At 62.7% G+C, this 16,931-nt stretch carries 11 protein-coding genes; 4 read left to right on the top strand and 7 right to left on the bottom strand.

What is annotated here, in order from left to right:
• Positions 1-26: 26 nt before the first annotated feature.
• The 4 genes from ACFOSU_RS14940 to ACFOSU_RS14955 all read right to left on the bottom strand — a co-directional run bounded on the left by ACFOSU_RS14940 (position 27) and on the right by ACFOSU_RS14955 (position 6,727).
• On the bottom strand, positions 27-2,189 hold the full coding sequence (locus ACFOSU_RS14940) for an acetate--CoA ligase family protein (RefSeq protein ID WP_380690737.1): 2,163 nt from the start codon (positions 2,187-2,189) through the stop codon (positions 27-29).
• A complete protein-coding gene (locus ACFOSU_RS14945) occupies positions 2,186-3,340 on the bottom strand; it encodes an acyl-CoA dehydrogenase family protein (protein WP_380690738.1) in 1,155 nt (384 codons plus the stop codon). Before ACFOSU_RS14945 ends, ACFOSU_RS14940 begins: the two co-directional genes overlap by 4 nt.
• Positions 3,341-3,394: 54 nt before the next feature.
• Positions 3,395-4,348, bottom strand: a complete 954-nt coding sequence (locus ACFOSU_RS14950; protein ID WP_380690739.1) for an IclR family transcriptional regulator domain-containing protein — start codon at positions 4,346-4,348, stop codon at positions 3,395-3,397.
• 687 nt (positions 4,349-5,035) lie between these two features.
• Positions 5,036-6,727, bottom strand: coding sequence for an NAD-dependent malic enzyme (locus ACFOSU_RS14955; protein WP_380690740.1), 1,692 nt, complete (start codon positions 6,725-6,727; stop codon positions 5,036-5,038).
• Between the two features lie 193 nt (positions 6,728-6,920).
• Between ACFOSU_RS14955 and ACFOSU_RS14960 the strand changes: the two genes are divergently transcribed.
• Complete coding sequence (locus tag ACFOSU_RS14960) at positions 6,921-7,310, top strand: rhodanese-like domain-containing protein (RefSeq protein ID WP_380690741.1); 390 nt, start codon at positions 6,921-6,923, stop codon at positions 7,308-7,310.
• A 217-nt stretch (positions 7,311-7,527) separates the two neighbouring features.
• The gene (locus tag ACFOSU_RS14965; RefSeq protein ID WP_380690742.1) at positions 7,528-9,303 is read left to right on the top strand and encodes an SLC13 family permease; all 1,776 of its coding nucleotides are present in this window, start codon (positions 7,528-7,530) and stop codon (positions 9,301-9,303) included.
• A 309-nt stretch (positions 9,304-9,612) separates the two neighbouring features.
• Here ACFOSU_RS14965 and betA read toward each other — a convergent pair whose 3' ends face one another.
• Both betA and ACFOSU_RS14975 read right to left on the bottom strand, forming a co-directional pair.
• Positions 9,613-11,274 carry a choline dehydrogenase gene (betA, locus tag ACFOSU_RS14970; protein WP_380690743.1) on the bottom strand — a complete coding sequence of 554 codons (1,662 nt, stop codon included), beginning with the start codon at positions 11,272-11,274 and terminating at the stop codon, positions 9,613-9,615.
• 755 nt (positions 11,275-12,029) lie between these two features.
• Positions 12,030-14,477: a mechanosensitive ion channel domain-containing protein gene (locus tag ACFOSU_RS14975; RefSeq protein WP_380690744.1), complete on the bottom strand. Its 2,448-nt coding sequence runs from the start codon at positions 14,475-14,477 to the stop codon at positions 12,030-12,032.
• A gap of 277 nt (positions 14,478-14,754) precedes the next feature.
• Here ACFOSU_RS14975 and ACFOSU_RS14980 point away from each other — a divergent pair, with 277 nt between their 5' ends.
• Together ACFOSU_RS14980 and ACFOSU_RS14985 are read left to right on the top strand one after the other, a co-directional pair.
• The gene (locus ACFOSU_RS14980) at positions 14,755-15,174 is read left to right on the top strand and encodes a hypothetical protein (RefSeq protein ID WP_380690745.1); all 420 of its coding nucleotides are present in this window, start codon (positions 14,755-14,757) and stop codon (positions 15,172-15,174) included.
• Positions 15,175-15,283: 109 nt separating this feature from the next.
• Positions 15,284-15,574: a hypothetical protein gene (locus tag ACFOSU_RS14985; protein ID WP_380690746.1), complete on the top strand. Its 291-nt coding sequence runs from the start codon at positions 15,284-15,286 to the stop codon at positions 15,572-15,574.
• Between the two features lie 36 nt (positions 15,575-15,610).
• On the opposite strand, the gene ACFOSU_RS14990 is transcribed toward ACFOSU_RS14985, so the two are convergent.
• Positions 15,611-16,924 carry a DUF2254 domain-containing protein gene (locus ACFOSU_RS14990; protein WP_380690747.1) on the bottom strand — a complete coding sequence of 438 codons (1,314 nt, stop codon included), beginning with the start codon at positions 16,922-16,924 and terminating at the stop codon, positions 15,611-15,613.
• Positions 16,925-16,931 lie beyond the last annotated feature (7 nt).

Raw genomic sequence — 16,931 nt, forward strand, 5'->3', positions numbered from 1 at the left:
TCTTGGCATCGTCGATGCCGGATTTTTCATATCTGGCGAAGCTTGATCAGTGCATCGACGATTTTCACCCCATGGCCATGTGATGAGACGATCAGGGGATTGATATCGACTTCGGCAAATCGATGGGATTCGGCGATCACAAAATCGGATAGCCGCAGAATGCATTCGACCAGTGCTTCGACATCACGCGGCGGTTGACCGCGTACGCCCTCCAGCAGTCGTGCCACACGCGTCTGCGCAATCAGATCTCGAGCATCGTCGGCGCTTAGCGGCGCAATCTTGAATGCGACGTCTTCGAGTATCTCAGCGAAAATGCCACCGGCACCAAACATGATCGCCGGGCCAAATGCCGGATCATTTACCGCGCCCAGAATGACTTCCGTGCCGGCGCTCGCCATTTCCTGAACGAGCACTCCATCGACCTGAATAGGCAAGTCGAATTGCTCCACCGCCTGCAGGATGGCGTCGTACGCAAGCCGCACCGCATCGGCATCGGCGATATTGATGCGGACGCCGCCCATATCGGATTTGTGCGGCAGGTCTGCCGACAGGATCTTGAGTACTACGGGGTAGCCGAGTTCCTCGGCTAGGCCGACCGCCTGCTCACGATCGTGCGCAACCGCCTCGCGTGAGATCGGCACGCCATGGCGGGCCAGCAACTGCTTCGAGTCGAATTCGTTGAGCGTCTGAACTGGCAGGTCGACATCGTCCGGCGATCCTTGCGCGCTCGAATCGAATGGCGCAGCGTCATATCGTTTGACCGCCGCAGCATATTCGGCCAGCGCCGACAGCCCACGGGCCGAGCGCACCGGCGAGTCATACACGGGTATGCCGGCTTCCGCCAGAACGCCGTAGGCTTCGCCGTTGAGGTCATGCGGCGCATTCCACGCGACCAGGATCGGCGCACTGTATTCGGCGGCGACCGTCACGATCTCGAGTGCCACGACGACAGCCGCCTGTCCCGACAGCGCCGCCAGACACAGACCCAGCATATGAACCGCTGGGTCCTCAAGTATTGAACGCAGGGCGGCACCGAATGCCTCGGGAGAGGTCATCGCAGCTGCGGTCATGTCCACCGGATTCCCGGCGCTTCCGAAGTCCGGCATCAGCGTTTTCAATCGACGGCTGGTATCGTCACCGAACCGGACAACGTCGAGCCCGAGCTCGATACAACGGTCGGTCATGGCGATACCGGCACCGCCCGAAATTGACAGGATCGCAACACCACGTCCGGCGAAGGGCAAACGCCCGGTCAACAGGGCACGTGCGCAATCCGCCATATCGGCGATATCGTTGACCGCAATGATGCCAAATTGCCGAAACGCCGCTCGATAATAGGTAGAACCGCCCGCAAGGTTGGCAGTATGCGATGACGCAGCATTCGCGCCCTCGACCGTATTGCCGACCTTCCAGACGATAATAGGCTTGCGTTTGAGCAACGCCCTCCCCGCGATAACGCGCAGGCTGCGCGCATCGCGAAACCCCTCGACATACGCTGCAACCACATGGGTCTGCGGGTCGTCGATGAAATGCGAAAAGAAATCCAGTGTGGACGTCGCCGCTTCGTTGCCGGTGGACACGTAATGCCGTAAGCCGACCCCTTCCTTATTCAGGGCCATGAGCAGCGAATTGCCGAACGCCCCCGACTGAGAAGTCAGGCTCACGGCGCCGGCGGAATACGTCAGGCCGTAGGGGGCACCGAAGCCCACGGGTATATCGTCGCTGATATTGATCAGCCCCTGGCAATTCGGGCCGATCAGGGTGACGCCCGCGGACTCGGCCACGGCCTGGAGTCGGGATTGTGCGTCTTTTCCGTCTCCGCCGACTTCCGCGAACCCGGACGAAAACACCAGCGCGAACGGCACGCCCTTCTGCCCGGCCACGCGAATCACATCGGGGACGAGATGGGCAGAAACAGCCACAACGACCAGATCGGGCGTCTCCGGCAAGCTCACAAGATCCGGATAACAGCGCAGACCGGCAATGTCCGCGTACTTTGGATTGACTGGGTAAATCGTCCCCTCATAGCCATGATCAGCCAAGTGCTTGAGCGGCTGTCCCCCGATCGCCGCCGCATTGGTGGTAGCGCCGACAACGGCAATGGAACGAGGACTGAATAGCGTTGCAAGATCGCGAGCACCCTCGCCGACGCCGTTCGTCGCGGTCATATCCTGCTTGCGCTTGCTCATGCCGTACGCCGCAGGGTGAGCTTGGCGATATTGAGCTGATGTATCTGGCTCGTGCCTTCATAGAGCCGAAACAGACGCACATCGCGATACAGCCGCTCGATGCTGCTGTAGTCCGCGACATAGCCGGCACCACCGAACATCTGTACCGCGCGGTCGGCCACCCGCCCACACATCTCGGATGCGAAGTATTTGCAAATCGACGCCTCGAGCGAGACATCTTCGCCGAGGTCACGTTTTCTGGCTGTTTCCAGGATCAACGCGCGCGCCGCATGAATTTCAGCCTGGCAATCGGCAATCATTGCCTGCACGAGCTGAAAATCTGCGACCGGTCGGCCGAACTGGTGGCGGTCGCGGGTATATGCGAGTGCCTCGTCAAGCATCCGAATCGCCGGGCCGGCACACAATGCACTCAGATGCAGGCGCTGTTTGTTCAAGACTTTCATGGCTGTCTTGAAGCCTTGTCCCTCCTGGTCGCCGATCAGATTCGCGGCCGGCACCCGACAGCCTTTGAACTCGATCTCCGAAACCGGCGAGCCGGCCTGTCCCATTTTCCGGTAGGGCTTTCCGACGTCCAGACCCGGCGTGCCGCGCTCTACCAGGAAGGCGCTTATACCTTTGCTTGAATGATCTTCCGGGTCCGTGCGCGCAAGCACCGTGAACAGATCGGCGATCGGCGCATTCGTGATATAGCACTTGGTGCCGGTCAGAATGTAGTCGTCTCCGTCACGGATCGCGGTCGTCTTGAGAGCCGTCGCGTCGGAACCCGCATCGGGCTCGGTCAGTGCGAAGCATCCGGTCATTTCTCCGGACGCCAAGCGCGGTAGATAGCACTCTTTCTGGTCCGGCGTTCCGTCCACCACCAGCGCTTCGGATCCAATACCGGTGTTGGTTCCAACGCGCGCCCTGAACGCAACGGCGCACTGTGACAATTCCATGGCAGCGCGAACGAGCTCCTCGCAGGTCATGCCATGACCGCCGTAGTTTTCCGGGATGCTCCATCCGAAGAAGCCGCGGTCCCGCATATCCTGTACGAGCTCTTCGGGAACTTCGTCCAGCGTCTCGACGCGGGCCTCATTGGGAATCGCGATTTGCCGAACCCACTGATTTACGCCATCGAGCAAACCATTAAATCTCTCTTCGTCGCGAATCATCTGTTGTCCTTTGTTATTCCGAATTTCTTCTGAATGACCGTTTGAGTCCGATGACTAAAATCTGGAGAACGAGCGCAAGTCCGAAATCATCCGCTCGCCCAGCGCTTCGAGCTCTTCTCGGGATGCCCGGAAAGACGGCATCATCAAGCCCAGCACGGCGCGATGCATGCCGCTGGCGTCGCGCACGGGAACCGCAACAGCACTGGCGCCCTCAACTCGCTCGCCAGCGGAAATCGCGTAGCCGTTGCGGCGTACGATTTCCAGCTCGTCACGCAGACTCTGTTCTTCCGGCTTATGCGCGGTGAATGAAGCCCACCCGGCATCCTTTATCACCGCATTGACGTCGTCCTCGGCCATTGCGGCCAGTGCCGCCTTGCCGGCCGCGCCGACATAAAGAGGAAACACACGCCCCACGTCCAGCGAGTAACGCACCGGGTGCGTGCTCGGCATGGCGACGGCAACGATCTGACTTGCGTTCACACGATAGAAGAGAGAGACCGTCTCACCTGTATCGGCATGAAGCCGCTCCATGAGCGGCTGTAGAAACGCGATCAGATCGTCATTGCTCAACAGCGGCCGCGCGATCTGCAGAAGCGCCAACCCCAGACGCCAGCGCTCCGTCGTCCCCACCGATTCGATCAGCGCTTTTTGTGCCAGTGGCTCGATCAACTCTTCGACGACGTGCTGATCAAGCTCAGCGGCCATGGCGAGCTCTGCAACGCTGCTTCCTGCCGGCGAACACGCCGCGACGGCATGCAGTAAGTCGACGGCTCGCGTCACCGCGCCACTGCCCATCGATCGTCCCGTGTATGCATAACGCTTGTCACTGGGCCGGCGATGGAGATAGCCCTTCGCCTCCAGCGTGCAAACCATGCGATAGACGATGGCGGTCGATTCGCCCATCGCCTCGGATAGCTCCGTCAAGGACATCGGCGCCGACGATTTCTCGATCATCGCCAGGCAGTCGAGGGCCCGCGCTACAGTTTGTAATTGATATTTATCTGTCATTTCTATTTCCGATAACTTTTTCGTTTATAGATAATAGTCTCGAGTGTGTCAATACTGGCCATACGACCAGATGCGAAAATGGGGGGTCGAATTCGTTGTCTGGAAGGAGAAATCACAAATCCTCGAATCGATTCACCTCATTCGTACTGGAGTTTTATTCACCGATAGGTGCGCCGGTTTGACGTGTAAAAGACACGCACTCCAATCCGGTGCCACTCGACGAAAAGACTAGCCATCGGGTATAGGCCGAGTTTGGCTTCGACTAAAGGCCGCTGGCCTTGTCCGCACACGACCATGTCAGCCACATCGGAACGCGAACTCAGCGCCTCGCGCCGGTGATGCGGCCTTGAGCGCCGGATGACAATCCATGGACTCATAGGCCGCTGACCCGGTTCAGCCAAAACCGCGATCGGCCCCTCGCGTCAGCGCTGAGATCAAGTATTCACAGGAGACGCGTCCACTCGAATTCCAGACTCAAACCGGGCTCGAAAAGAACGGGCACTTGAGCCAAGCCGGGCGCCTAGCCGAGTTACCAACCGTCCTGCGGCACGCCCTCGTTCAGAGCACTATGAGTGGAAGACCAGGCACCGCACGCGGGCCTTGGCCGCGGCCCAACGGGCTCGCAGCGCGGCGGCTATTGTCAATGAACATTCACGAACGGCGACCGTGCCATCTATCCAGATCGCGTCAGAAAGCCGCCCGACGATAGCGACGATAGCGCGGGTACCAGAAATGCCGCTGGATACGGCTGTGGATCGCCTCGTCGGTGGACTTGAGTGCCACGCCGTCGCTCTGGGCCTGTTTGGCCACCGCGAAGGCGATCGACTGGCTGAGTTCACGGACCCGGCTCAGCGGCGGCAGCAAGGCGCCCTCGCCGGCCACGCCCAGCGGCGAGTTCTCCGCCAGCGCCCGCGAGGCGGCCATCAGCATGGTATCGGTGACGTGGCGGGCCTTGGCCGCGATCACGCCCAGACCGATGCCGGGGAAGATATAGGCGTTGTTGCACTGAGCGATCGGGCGCTGCTCGTCGCCCACGGTCGCCGGGCCGAACGGGCTGCCGGTGGCCACCAGCGCCTGGCCGTCGGTCCAGTCGAGAATCTCCTGCGGCGTGGCTTCGACCTTCGAGGTCGGATTGGACAACGGCATCACCAGCGGATGCGCGCAGTGTGAATGCATCGCCTGGATCACGGCTTTCGAGAACAGACCGCGCTGGCCGGACACGCCGATGAGCACGGTCGGCTGCGTGTTCTCGATCACGGTCAGCAACGCATCGCTGCGGGTATCGTCGGGCCAGGCATCGACGCGAGACTGCGGCTGGGCCAGACGACTCTGGAAATCGCGCAGGCCACTCATCGCGTCGGTGATCAGACCGTCGCGGTCGATCATGAACACCTGGGCGCGCGCCTCGGCGTCGCTCAGGCCCTCGTCAATCATGGCCACGATGATCTGCTCGGCGATGCCGCAACCGGCCGAGCCGGCGCCCACAAAGGCTATCGTCTGTTCGCTCAGGCGCTCGGACTTGGCCTTGCAGGCCGCCAGCAGCGAGCCGACACACACCGCCGCCGTGCCCTGGATGTCGTCGTTGAAACAGCACAGGTCATCGCGATAGCGCGCCAGCAGCGGCATTGCATTGCGCTGGGCGAAGTCCTCGAACTGCAGCAGCACGTCGGGCCAGCGGCGCCGAATGGCCTGGATGAACAGGTCCACGAACTCTGCGTACTCGGCGTCGCCGATCCGCTCGTGGCGCCAGCCCATATACATGTCGTCGTCGAGCAGGTCCGGATTGTTGGTGCCCACGTCGAGCACCACCGGCAGTGTATAGGCCGGGCTGATGCCGCCACAGGCCGTATACAGCGACAGCTTGCCGATCGGAATACCCATGCCGCCAATGCCCTGATCACCCAGCCCCAGAATACGTTCGCCGTCGGTGACCACGATCACCTTGATGTTCGGCTTGGTCGCGCTGCGGATGATGTCGTCGATGCGATGACGGTCCGGATAGGACACGAAGATGCCGCGGTGATTGCGATAGATCGCCGAGAACTCCTCGCAGGCCTGCCCTACCGTGGGCGTATAGATGATCGGCATCATCTCTTCCAGATGATCCTCCAGCAGCCGGAAGAACATGGTCTCGTTGTCGTCCTGGATGCCGCGCAGGTAGATATGCTTGTCGAGATCGTTGGTACAGCTGCTGTACTGCTGATAGGCACGATCGACCTGTTCCTCGATGGTTTCCACGTTCTGCGGCAGCAGCCCGATCAGATTGAAGGCCACGCGCTCGTCGCCGTCGAACGCACTGCCCTTGTTGAGCAGCGGCATTTCGAGCAGGGTCGGGCCGGCGTAGGGAATATAAAGTGGTCGTTTGGCGTCCTGGGTCATCGCACATCCAGCAGTCGGGAAACACAGTCGGGGTGAAAGGATAACGCCGCTAGCGCTGTCGGGCGCGAGTCGGCGGCGCAAGTCTCTGAACAGGCGTATTTTCGCTTGCCGCGTAGCGTAGTGTTCACGCGCCCGTTTCTACTGCCGGCGTCCACCGTGCTATAAATTCGCAAACCCTCAGAAAATCAATGCCATGCCCGTTAACGTCAGTGCCCAGGAACTCGTGGCGCGCGCCAATGCGCGGATCACCGCGCTGTCACCCACCGAAGTCGTCGAGCGCCGCCGCGACCCGGGCGTGCTGCTGGTGGATATTCGCGACGTGCGCGAACGCAAACGCGAAGGCGCAATCGCCGGGGCGCTGCACGTGCCACGCGGCATGCTCGAGTTCTGGGTCGACCCGGACAGCCCGTACCACAAGCCCGCGCTGGCCGAGGCCGACAGCCTCATTCTTCACTGCAACAAGGGCTGGCGTTCGGCGCTGGCCGCGGCCACGCTGCAGGACATGGGCTGCGACAACGTCGCCCATATGGCCGGTGGCTTCGATCGCTGGCGCGACGAGATCGGCGACGTCGAACCGGGCTGAGGCGGTCATCACCGCCGTTATCCACTGCGACGGGGCACGATCCGGCTACCGCGGACCGGCCGTGGCCGTTATGATCACGCGCGCCCACCCCCGACCCCATTACTGATTTGTCCATGATCCGCTTGCCTCGAGCACCGCATGCGCCGGCCTGGCTCCGACCGGCCCGATTTGTGGCCCTCGCCGCAAGATCCAAGTCCTCGAATACCCGGGCAATGCCATGTCGCTGAGCGCACTCGCGACTCTGGCCGTACTCATCGGCGTGCTGGGTGCATTGGCGTTGACCCGTCTGGCCGCCGATCTGGTGCTCATGGGCGGCCTCGTGGCATTGCTGCTCGCCGGTATCGTGAGTCCCGCGGATGCATTCGCCGGTTTCTCCAACCCGGGCGTGATCACCATCGCCGCGCTGTACGTCGTGGTCGCGGGGCTGCGCGACACCGGCGCCACCCAGCTGCTGGCGACGCATATGCTGCGGCCGCCGCGCTCCACGCGCGGTGCGCAGCTTCAGCTCATGCTCCCCACCACGCTGATGAGCGCGTTTCTGAATAACACGCCGGTGGTGGCCGCGCTCATTCCGGTGGTCAGCGACTGGTGCCGCAAGTACCGGCTGCCGGTCTCTCAGCTGATGATGCCGCTGAGCTTCGCTGCCATTCTGGGCGGCACCTGCACGCTCATCGGCACCAGCACCAACCTGCTGATCAACAGCCTGCTCGTGCAACAGGACATCGGCGACGGGCTGGGCATGTTCGAGCTGGCCTGGGTCGGGCTGCCGGTGGCGATCGCGGGCACGGTTTTCATCGTGCTGGCCGCGCGCTGGTTGCTGCCCAGCCGCGAGGCGGTGCTGACCGAACTCGACAACGCGCGCGAATACAGCGTCGAGATGCTGGTCGCGGTCGACGGCCCGCTACCCGGCCAGACCATCGAAGGCGCCGGCCTGCGCCAGCTGCCGGGCATGTATCTGGCCGAGATCGAGCGCGACGGTCATATCCTGGCGGCCGTGTCGCCGCGCGAGCCGTTGCAGGGCGGGGACCGGCTGATCTTCGTCGGCATCGTCGATTCGGTGGTCGACCTGCAGAAGATCCGCGGGCTGCTGCCGGCCACCGAGCAGATCTTCAAGCTCGACGTGCCGCGCGCCCAGCGCGTGCTCATCGAAGCCGTGGTTTCGCACAGCTGTCCGTTGATCGGCAAGAGCATCCGTGACGGTGGCTTTCGCGGTCAGTACAACGCAGTGGTGCTGGCGGTGGCCCGCGACGGCGAGCGCATCAAGCGCAAAATCGGCGATATCGAGCTGCAGCCGGGCGACACCCTGCTGCTCGAGGCACGCCCGTCCTTCGTACAGCAGCAACGACATTCACGCGATTTCTTTCTGGTCAGCCAGATCGAGGACTCGCAGCCCCCAGAACATCAGAAAGCCTATACCGCGATCGCGATCGTGGCCGCCATGGTACTCAGCGTCGCCTTCGGCATGATCGATATCCTCCAGGCCTCGCTGGCTGGCGCGGCCTTGATGCTGTGCCTGCGCTGTTGCACCACGGCCTCGGCGCGCAAGACGCTGGACTGGTCGCTGCTGATCGCCATTGGCGCCGCCATCGGCCTCGGCGCAGCCGTACAGGAAACGGGTTTGGCTCAGGCCACCGCCCAACTGGTGATCAGTCTCGCCGGGCCGACCCAGTACGCCGCACTCTGTGCCCTGTTCGCCACCACAGTGCTGATCAGCGCCGTGGTCACCAACAACGCCGCGGCGGTGATCATGTTCCCGATCGCGGTGTCGCTGGCAAACACACTCGGGGCCGATGCCATGCCGTTTGCGGTGGTGGTGGTATTCGGCGCCTCGGCCAGTTTTCTCACCCCGATCGGTTACCAGACCAACCTCATGGTCTACGGTCCCGGCGGTTACCGCTTCAGCGATTTCATGCGTCTGGGGCTGCCGCTCACCCTGCTGGTCGGGCTGATGACGATCGCGCTGGTGCCGCTGGTCTGGCCACTTGGCGGCTGAATAACGGCCCGGCTTGAGCGTGCAACGCCCCTCGACCGGAACGGCCCTGTGTAGTTGTGCACACTGCCCTTGCACAAGGCTGTGGACAACCGCGTGACAACTGGATTACAGGCGGTCATGGCAAGGCTTTGCCGCACACTGATCAAAAATTAACCACGGTGAAAAACCGACGACCTCACAGCCGCCGCAGGCACCATAGCCCGGTCGGCCGACGGCGCGGCAACTGAGTCACGACAAAGCCTGGCACGGGCGTCTGGATCCCAGTCGCAGCGTCCGGGTTACGGCGTAACCCAGGCCGAGAGCGGACATTCAACGCTGGCGGTTCTGCCAGTCCGGCGCCTCATACCATCGCGCCTGCGTGTCGGCCAATGAGGCGCGCCCGCGAATCGCGTCGGCGAGCTTTTCGGCGATCATGATGGTCGGCGCGTTGAGATTGCCGGTGGTGATACGCGGCATGATCGAGGCGTCGATCACGCGTAGGGCCTCGATTCCGTGCACCCGGCCCTGGCCGTCGACCACGGCATCCTCGCCCGAGCCCATGCGACACGAGCCGCAGGGATGGTAGGCACTCTCGCCGGCCTGGCGCACCCAGGCGTCGATCTCGGCGTCGCTCTGTACGTTTTCGCCCGGCCCCAGTTCCTTGCCGCGATAGCGGTCGAACGGCGCCTGGGCGATGATCTCACGCGTATGCCGGATGCCTTCGCGCATCTCGAAGCGGTCACGCTCGGTGCCCATGTAGTTGAACGCGAAATGCGGCGCGCTCTTCGGGTCCGCATCGGCGAGCGTCAGCCGGCCACGGCTCTCCGGACGCATCGGTCCGATATGCGCCTGGAAGCCGTGGCAGACCGCGGAACTGCTGCCGTCGTAGCTCACGGCCATCGGCAGGAAGTGATATTGCAGATCGGGATAGCGTACGCCGGCTTCGCTGCGGATGAAGCCGCCGGACTCGAAGTGGTTGGTCGCGCCGAGACCGGTGCGCGTGAGCAGCCACTGGCCGCCGATTCTGGCCATGTTGTGCCAGCGCTGCGAGCCGTACAGCGTGATCGGCTGCTTGCACTCGTACTGCACATACACTTCGAGATGATCCTGCAAGTTGCGGCCGACGCCGTCGAGCGTATGCACGGCGGGGATATTGTGTTTGCCCAGTTCGTCGGCCGGACCCACGCCGGAGAGCATGAGCAGCTGCGGCGAATTGATCGCACCGGCACAGACCAGCACTTCCTTGTCCGCGCTGATCGTGGAACGCTCGCCGCGGCGCTCGATCTCCACGCCGACCGCGCGCTTGCCGTCGAAGCGGATCTGGCGGGTCAGGGTTCGGGTGGCGACGTGCAGATTGTCGCGCTTCATCGCCGGACGCAGATAGGCGTTGGCGGTGGACCAGCGCACGCCGTCCTTGGTGGTCATGAACATCGGGCCCACGCCTTCCTGCTGGTAGCCGTTCATGTCGTCGGTATAGGGATAGCCCGCGGCCATGCCGGCTTCGACGAAGGCGTGATAGAGCGGATTCTTCATCGGCCCCGTGGTCACGTGCAGCGGACCGCCGGCGCCGTGGTAGTCGTTCTCGCCCTGGTCGAAATCCTCCGCCTTGCGAAAGTACGGCAGCACGTTGGCATAGCGCCAGTCGGCCAGATCGAAATCGTCGGCCCAGCCTTCGTAGTCGAGCGCGTTGCCGCGTACATAGGCCATGCCGTTGATCGACGACGACCCACCGAGCACCCGCCCGCGCGGGCAGTACATGCGGCGTTCGTCCATATGCGGATCGGCGTCGGTCTCGTAGTACCAGTTGTACTTGTCGTCGGCCAGCGGATAGGCGAACGCCGAGGGCATGTGGATATAGATGCTGTAGTCCATCGGCCCGGCCTCGATCAGCAGCACCGAGGTATTGGCGTCCTCGGTGAGTCGGCTGGCAAGCACGGCACCGGCGGAACCGGCACCGACGATCACATAGTCATAGCGTTTGCTGGGCGTCATGGAAAATCTGCCAATAAGAAAGGTCGGGTCTGTCTCCATTCTGCATGAATACGATCCGTCGATACGATGGCCGTAGCAGCCGCGAGCCTCCGAGTGCGAGGCAACGATACCGATGCGGTCAACACCGCTTGCATCGACCGCCGTTTTCGGGTGCGCTGCAGCAATTCGATTTTTTTCACACAGCCCTTGGGTAACCCTGTGGACAAGCCGACATGAACCGCGCCCGGCTCCCGTCATATATACGCTCGACGCAAGCTGGTCACTTTTTGCGCAGCGTCGACAGCACGACTCTGCGCTCGCGCAGAACGCCGAATAATCGGCGCTCGATCGCGGGCCGGGCCCGAAAATTCTGCGCAAACCCGCATGAACGTTGGCCGCTCAAGCCTTATCGCACCAACGTTTCAACCGATCGCACTCCGACCCACTCTAAATTCGTCCTGGCCCGCTAGCCGCGGTTGCCATCGGGCGGTCGAATATCGGCAGTGGCGACCACAGCGCGGTTGAACAGCCCACCATGGTTCGACGATGTGTCCAAGACTATGCACAATCGGCCGGGAAAAGTCTGTGGATAACCTTGGCACAAATCACGCAAGTCGTTGTCGCTTAGCGCCTGTTCCATACATGACGTTTTTTTGACCGCTTGTATCGCCGGGCGAAGTCGTAGACAGCGATTACGGACATACCGAACGCCGTGCGCGAGGCAAAAAAAAACCCGCGGTTCCGAAGAACCGCGGGTCGAGGCCGAAAGTACCGGATCAGCCCGGCGCGTCCCCGGTCTCCGAGGGCGCCGAATCGTCTCCACGACGGCGCTGCTTGAGCGCCTTGGCCTGATCGCTTTCGTCCGCGGAGGCATCGATGACGCGCAGGTTCGCCGCCGGCGCATGGCCCTCCCGGTCCTCGCCGAAGTAGACCGTGGAATGTGGGAACGGGATTTCGATGCCGGCACGGTCGAAGTGGTACTTGACCAGACGATTGAACGCACGGCCCACGCCCCACTGGGTGCCGGGCTTGGTCTTGATCATGATGCGGATATTCACCGAGCTGTCGGCCAGCGCGGTAACGCCCGGCACCGTCATGTCCTCGAGAATGTTGCCGCCGGCCACCGGATCCGTCTTGAGCTCGGCGAACGCCTCGCGCAGGTAGTAGATGGCGTTGTCGATATCCTCGCGGTAGGCGATGCCGTATTCGGTACGGAAGTACGCCCAGTCGCGCATGTAGTTCGATACCACCGTCGCCGAGGAGAACGGCACGATGTGATAGGCGCCGTCGATATCGCGAATCGACACCGAACGGATGGTCAGGCGTTCGGCGGTACCGGTGATCCCCCCGACAGTGACGACGTCGCCGGTGTTCATCGCATTCTCGAGTTGGATGAACACACCGGTGATGATGTCCTTGACCAGACTCTGGGCACCGAAACCGATGGCCAGACCGAGCACACCGGCACCGGCGATCAGCGGGCCGATGTCCACCCCGATCTGGGACAACGCGATCATCAGCGTCATGGTGAGGATGAGAATCGCCAACGCGTTACGGAACAGTTCCAGCAACGTCTCCTGACGCGCGGTGGGCTTGCCGCGACCCGTGTTCGGGTTCAGGCGATGCTCGATCACGCTGGCCGAGATCAGCCACAGCAAGGCCGCGGCCGCCAGCACGATCAACACACGCGTGGTCACCGAAACCACCGTGAGGCCGGCATCCGAGGCGAGCCATTCACCCAGATTGAATACATGCCAGGCGTTGGCCACGACCAGCGCGACGATGGCCAGGATCAATACCCGGATGACCTTGAGTGCAGTAGGCACGTAGGAGTTCACCCGGGCCTCGAGCATCGGCAGCTTTTCGCGCACCCCCTCCGAGAAGGTCATGCGCTTGCCGATCGCCTTGGACAACAGCCCCGAGATGCCGAAACCGATTGCCGCGGCGAGCAGCGTCTGCAGGGTGGCCGAAATCATGAACGGCAGTGCGTCGGTCGGGTCGACCTGACTGGATATGAACAGTGTCGTGAAGTAGGCAATTGCCAGCAGAATCCACAGTTTCGACATGATCCGGAACAGGATCGAAAAGAAGCCGACCGAAGCGTTGTTGGCACTCTGGTTCAGGCGTTCACTGAACAGCCGACGGTTCTTGAAGATCACCGCCAGCGCGTAGATATACGAGCCGCCCATGACCAGGAAGCTGAAGATCGCGCCCATGAAGAACGACAGCTGGGCGTTGATGATGGGTACCAGCACGAGCGTGGCATAGCCGATGATGCCCACGAACCAGCGCAGGCGGATACTCCACCAGCCGGCGATCGAACTGGGAATATTGAGCAGGCGCAGGTTCTCGTAACGGGCTGCGAAGATCGCCCGGATTACCACCTTGGTCAGTTCGATCAGCACGAAGGCATTGATGAACAGCGATTCCCGCGTGCCCATGCTGCCGGCTTCGCCGAACGCGTAGAGACCGGCAAGATAACCGGCTCCGCCGGCAAGCAACACCACCGCAACATCCACGATGATGGCAGCGATGATGGCCGTGCCACGGCGGATGATCACCCCGACACCGGTCTCGGCCTTCTGCGCGAAGCGTCCGATCGCCGAGAACAGCGTCGCCGCCAGCAAGCGCAGAATGAAGAACGCCGCGATAGTGGACACGGCCACCAGCGCAAAGGTGATCACCGCGTTGAAGAACGCGGTGGAATCGAATTCCGGACCGGGGCCGCTGTCCTCGTTGATCGTGGTGATCATGCCCCAGGTGACCGCCAGCCGCGTGCCGATGGTCTCGGCCCAATCCGAGGTGCTCTGGGCAAACCGACGCGCAAACGATACCCGCTCCTTGCTCGCGGCCGCCTGCTCGACAGTAGCCTGGCTGGCATCCGCCGGCGGCGCGCTTTCCAGCGCCTGATCCTCGCCTTTTTCGGGCGCTGCCTCCGGCACGGGCGCCTGATTGGCCGCGGTCGCGCTCTTGTCACCCGTTTGCTGCTGCGCCGCCGCGTCGCGCAGCTCCTGGATGAGCTGGGCGCGCGACTCGTCGTTCTCGATCAGATCGGCGAGCTTGCTCAGCGGCAGCGGCTCGGAGCTCGTCTGCATGCCGTCGGCGGTCGATTTCTCCTGCTGGGCCATCGCCCCCGGTGCGAACACCAGCATCGCAAGGCAGACAGTGAGGATGAGAATACGCAAAGCGTCGAATGGATATCGCGGGGCGCGAGCTCGATACATAGTGCGTTTTTCCTTGGCAAGTAGCGGGGCAACCGGTCTCTACAACGCGGTATAGACAGGCTTTCTATGCTCAGATGACCGCACATGATGACGTGACAGGGCGCGAGAAACAAACCGCGGCCGGCACCCCGGCCGCCTCGCAAGCGCGCGCAGTCCCGCTGCCCATGCCGATAACGCGCGCGAACAGGCCCATCAGCGCCGGGTGCATGTTTCACGCCCGGTTCAGGCTGGCCGGACAACACTGTGCCTGTTCCTACATCTAACCCGGAGTTCGGCGATGCGACTGTTATTTCTATGCCTGTTGCTCAGCGTCGCGCTCAGCGGCTGTGTCTCGACCGGCACCAGCCGCGGTTACGGGCACGTCTACGACACGCGCGCCTATCGCAGTTACGGCACCTACCGGGAGCCGGTGTACATCGATAACCGGCGTCGCTATCAAAGTACGCATGACTATCGGCGCTATGACGCCCGCCAGTACGATCGCCGGAGTCATAGCCGTCACGAAGACCGCCGTGGCCGCCATTACAACGGTCATCGCGACCCACGACGCGAACAGCGCACCGCATACCATGGCCAGCGGCGCGACCACGACGGGCGCGACCACCAGCGCAAACGCGAGCGCTCCCACAATGATCGTCATCGTGATGACCGTCGTGGCCACGACAACCGAGGCCACCGAGGACACCGCTCGCGTTAGACGCCCGGCCCGGACCTGAAACGTCGACCCGTCACCTGCTCGGCCAACCGCCAGGACGCGCCGGTCAGCCCGTCGGCGGATTTGGATACAGAGTCGCAATGCACTGGCCATGAAAGCACGCGGCATCATCCCGCAGCGAGAACAGACGCCGCGCGCACAGCCAGATCCGAATCACGCCCGTGAGATAGGTGCAGACCTGCAGAGCCAGCTTGTCGGCTGGTTCGCCATAGGGCAACTGGCCGAGGCCGGCTACTGCGTACTCATCCCCGCCCTTTGCGCCAACGCCGAATGCCGCGTGCTCGAATCCGACTATGGCCACTGCGCCGGCGGGCCGGGCCGCGAACCCGCCGCCATGCAGCAGATATTCGCGGCCATGCGCGAGCTGTTGGACACGCGCTGAACGCAGGAACTGCCGCGATCGACCGCATGAACTACGTTACGACGTTGATCCGTGACCACGCGCCGTGTTGAGCGCTTCGATCGCGTGCTCGTAGAACGTCTCGATGCGGGCCTTGTCGTTCTCTTCGCTCAAGCCGTTGCGAGCCGCTTCGCGGATGGTGTGGGCGTGGGAACGCAGCGCGGCCCACTCGGTTTCGCGTCGGACCAGCGGCGCCAGTTTCGTGATCACGCGCAGCATCTCGCGGCTGGTGAGCACGCTGGTCCGCCCGTAATTGCGGATCGGGATGAACGCGGCATCGAGCATTGCATCGAACCCCGGCACCGGGAAAACCAGCCGCAGCCGGTCGTCGTGATAGTGCGCCTCCGACGGCAACGGCCGGCGCGCCAGCCGCGCCAGCGATAGCCCCATGCGATTGATACAGTCCACCGCGGTGAACGGGTCGTTGAGCGCCGGCGACAGCGCACGCACCGCAATCTCAGCGACCTGGTTAGTCGCGAACAATAGATCGTGGCCGGTCAACCGGTTGTTGCCGAACAGATAGTAACCGGACGCCAGTGCCGTGGCGTCGTCACCGAGCGCGCCGCCGTGGACAACGGCCAGCAGGTTTCCCGGCAGCACATATTCGCCGTAGCCCACGCGCGACTCGATCACCACATCCTGGTGCGCGGCCAGCGCCGTCAGTTTCCGGATATCCACAGCCTGAACATAGCCGCCACCCTGCGCACGGATTTCATCTTGTGCACCGGCCTCCAGCGCGGGCGGCGACGCATCGTCGCTGCCGTCGTCGGGATAGAGATTGTCGATCGCAGCATCCAGTTCCACCGCCACGGTTTCCAGCACTTCTGGGGCGGCAATGAGAGAGGCCATGTGATGGGTGAAATAGATGAGCGTGCCGGTAGCGAACAACGCCAGCCCGAAGCCGACCGTGATCGAAAAACCGGGCACGAACTGATTGCTTGGATCGTTGCCGACCATGTGGAAGACGAGCATGCAATAGACGAAGGTCGTCAGAAAGATGCCCAGCACGGCCTGGTTGGCACGATCGCGCATGAAGCTGCGGATCAGGCGATGGCCGAACTGGCTGGTCGCCAGCGTGAGCACCAGCATCAGGGTGGAAAAGACCACCGCGGCGATCGCCACCATCGCGCCGGTTAGCGTCTGCAGCAGGTTGATCGCGTTGGTCGCGCCACCAGAGTAGAACAGCGTCGTACTGTTGGCACGCAGATAAGCGGACTTGTCGACCGCAAGCGTGACCACGAACAGCAGCACCCCGACCAGCATCATCACGGCCGGCAGAAACCAGAAGCTGCTGCGGGCGAACTGATATATCTCGACTACGCGCGCGCGCATGGCGACT

Origin of the sequence: Salinisphaera aquimarina (assembly GCF_042643355.1) — a bacterium.
Lineage (GTDB): Bacteria > Pseudomonadota > Gammaproteobacteria > Nevskiales > Salinisphaeraceae > Salinisphaera > Salinisphaera aquimarina.

Bases quoted from the DNA above. Each gene is read 5' to 3' on its own strand.
- ACFOSU_RS14940 (WP_380690737.1), bottom strand. From the start codon at position 2,189: ATGAGCAAGCGCAAGCAGGATATGACCGCGACGAACGGCGTCGGCGAG.
- ACFOSU_RS14945 (WP_380690738.1), bottom strand. From the start codon at position 3,340: ATGATTCGCGACGAAGAGAGATTTAATGGTTTGCTCGATGGCGTAAAT.
- ACFOSU_RS14950 (WP_380690739.1), bottom strand. From the start codon at position 4,348: ATGACAGATAAATATCAATTACAAACTGTAGCGCGGGCCCTCGACTGC.
- ACFOSU_RS14955 (WP_380690740.1), bottom strand. From the start codon at position 6,727: ATGACCCAGGACGCCAAACGACCACTTTATATTCCCTACGCCGGCCCG.
- ACFOSU_RS14960 (WP_380690741.1), top strand. From the start codon at position 6,921: ATGCCCGTTAACGTCAGTGCCCAGGAACTCGTGGCGCGCGCCAATGCG.
- ACFOSU_RS14965 (WP_380690742.1), top strand. From the start codon at position 7,528: ATGTCGCTGAGCGCACTCGCGACTCTGGCCGTACTCATCGGCGTGCTG.
- betA (WP_380690743.1), bottom strand. From the start codon at position 11,274: ATGACGCCCAGCAAACGCTATGACTATGTGATCGTCGGTGCCGGTTCC.
- ACFOSU_RS14975 (WP_380690744.1), bottom strand. From the start codon at position 14,477: ATGTATCGAGCTCGCGCCCCGCGATATCCATTCGACGCTTTGCGTATT.
- ACFOSU_RS14980 (WP_380690745.1), top strand. From the start codon at position 14,755: ATGCGACTGTTATTTCTATGCCTGTTGCTCAGCGTCGCGCTCAGCGGC.
- ACFOSU_RS14985 (WP_380690746.1), top strand. From the start codon at position 15,284: ATGAAAGCACGCGGCATCATCCCGCAGCGAGAACAGACGCCGCGCGCA.
- ACFOSU_RS14990 (WP_380690747.1), bottom strand. From the start codon at position 16,924: ATGCGCGCGCGCGTAGTCGAGATATATCAGTTCGCCCGCAGCAGCTTC.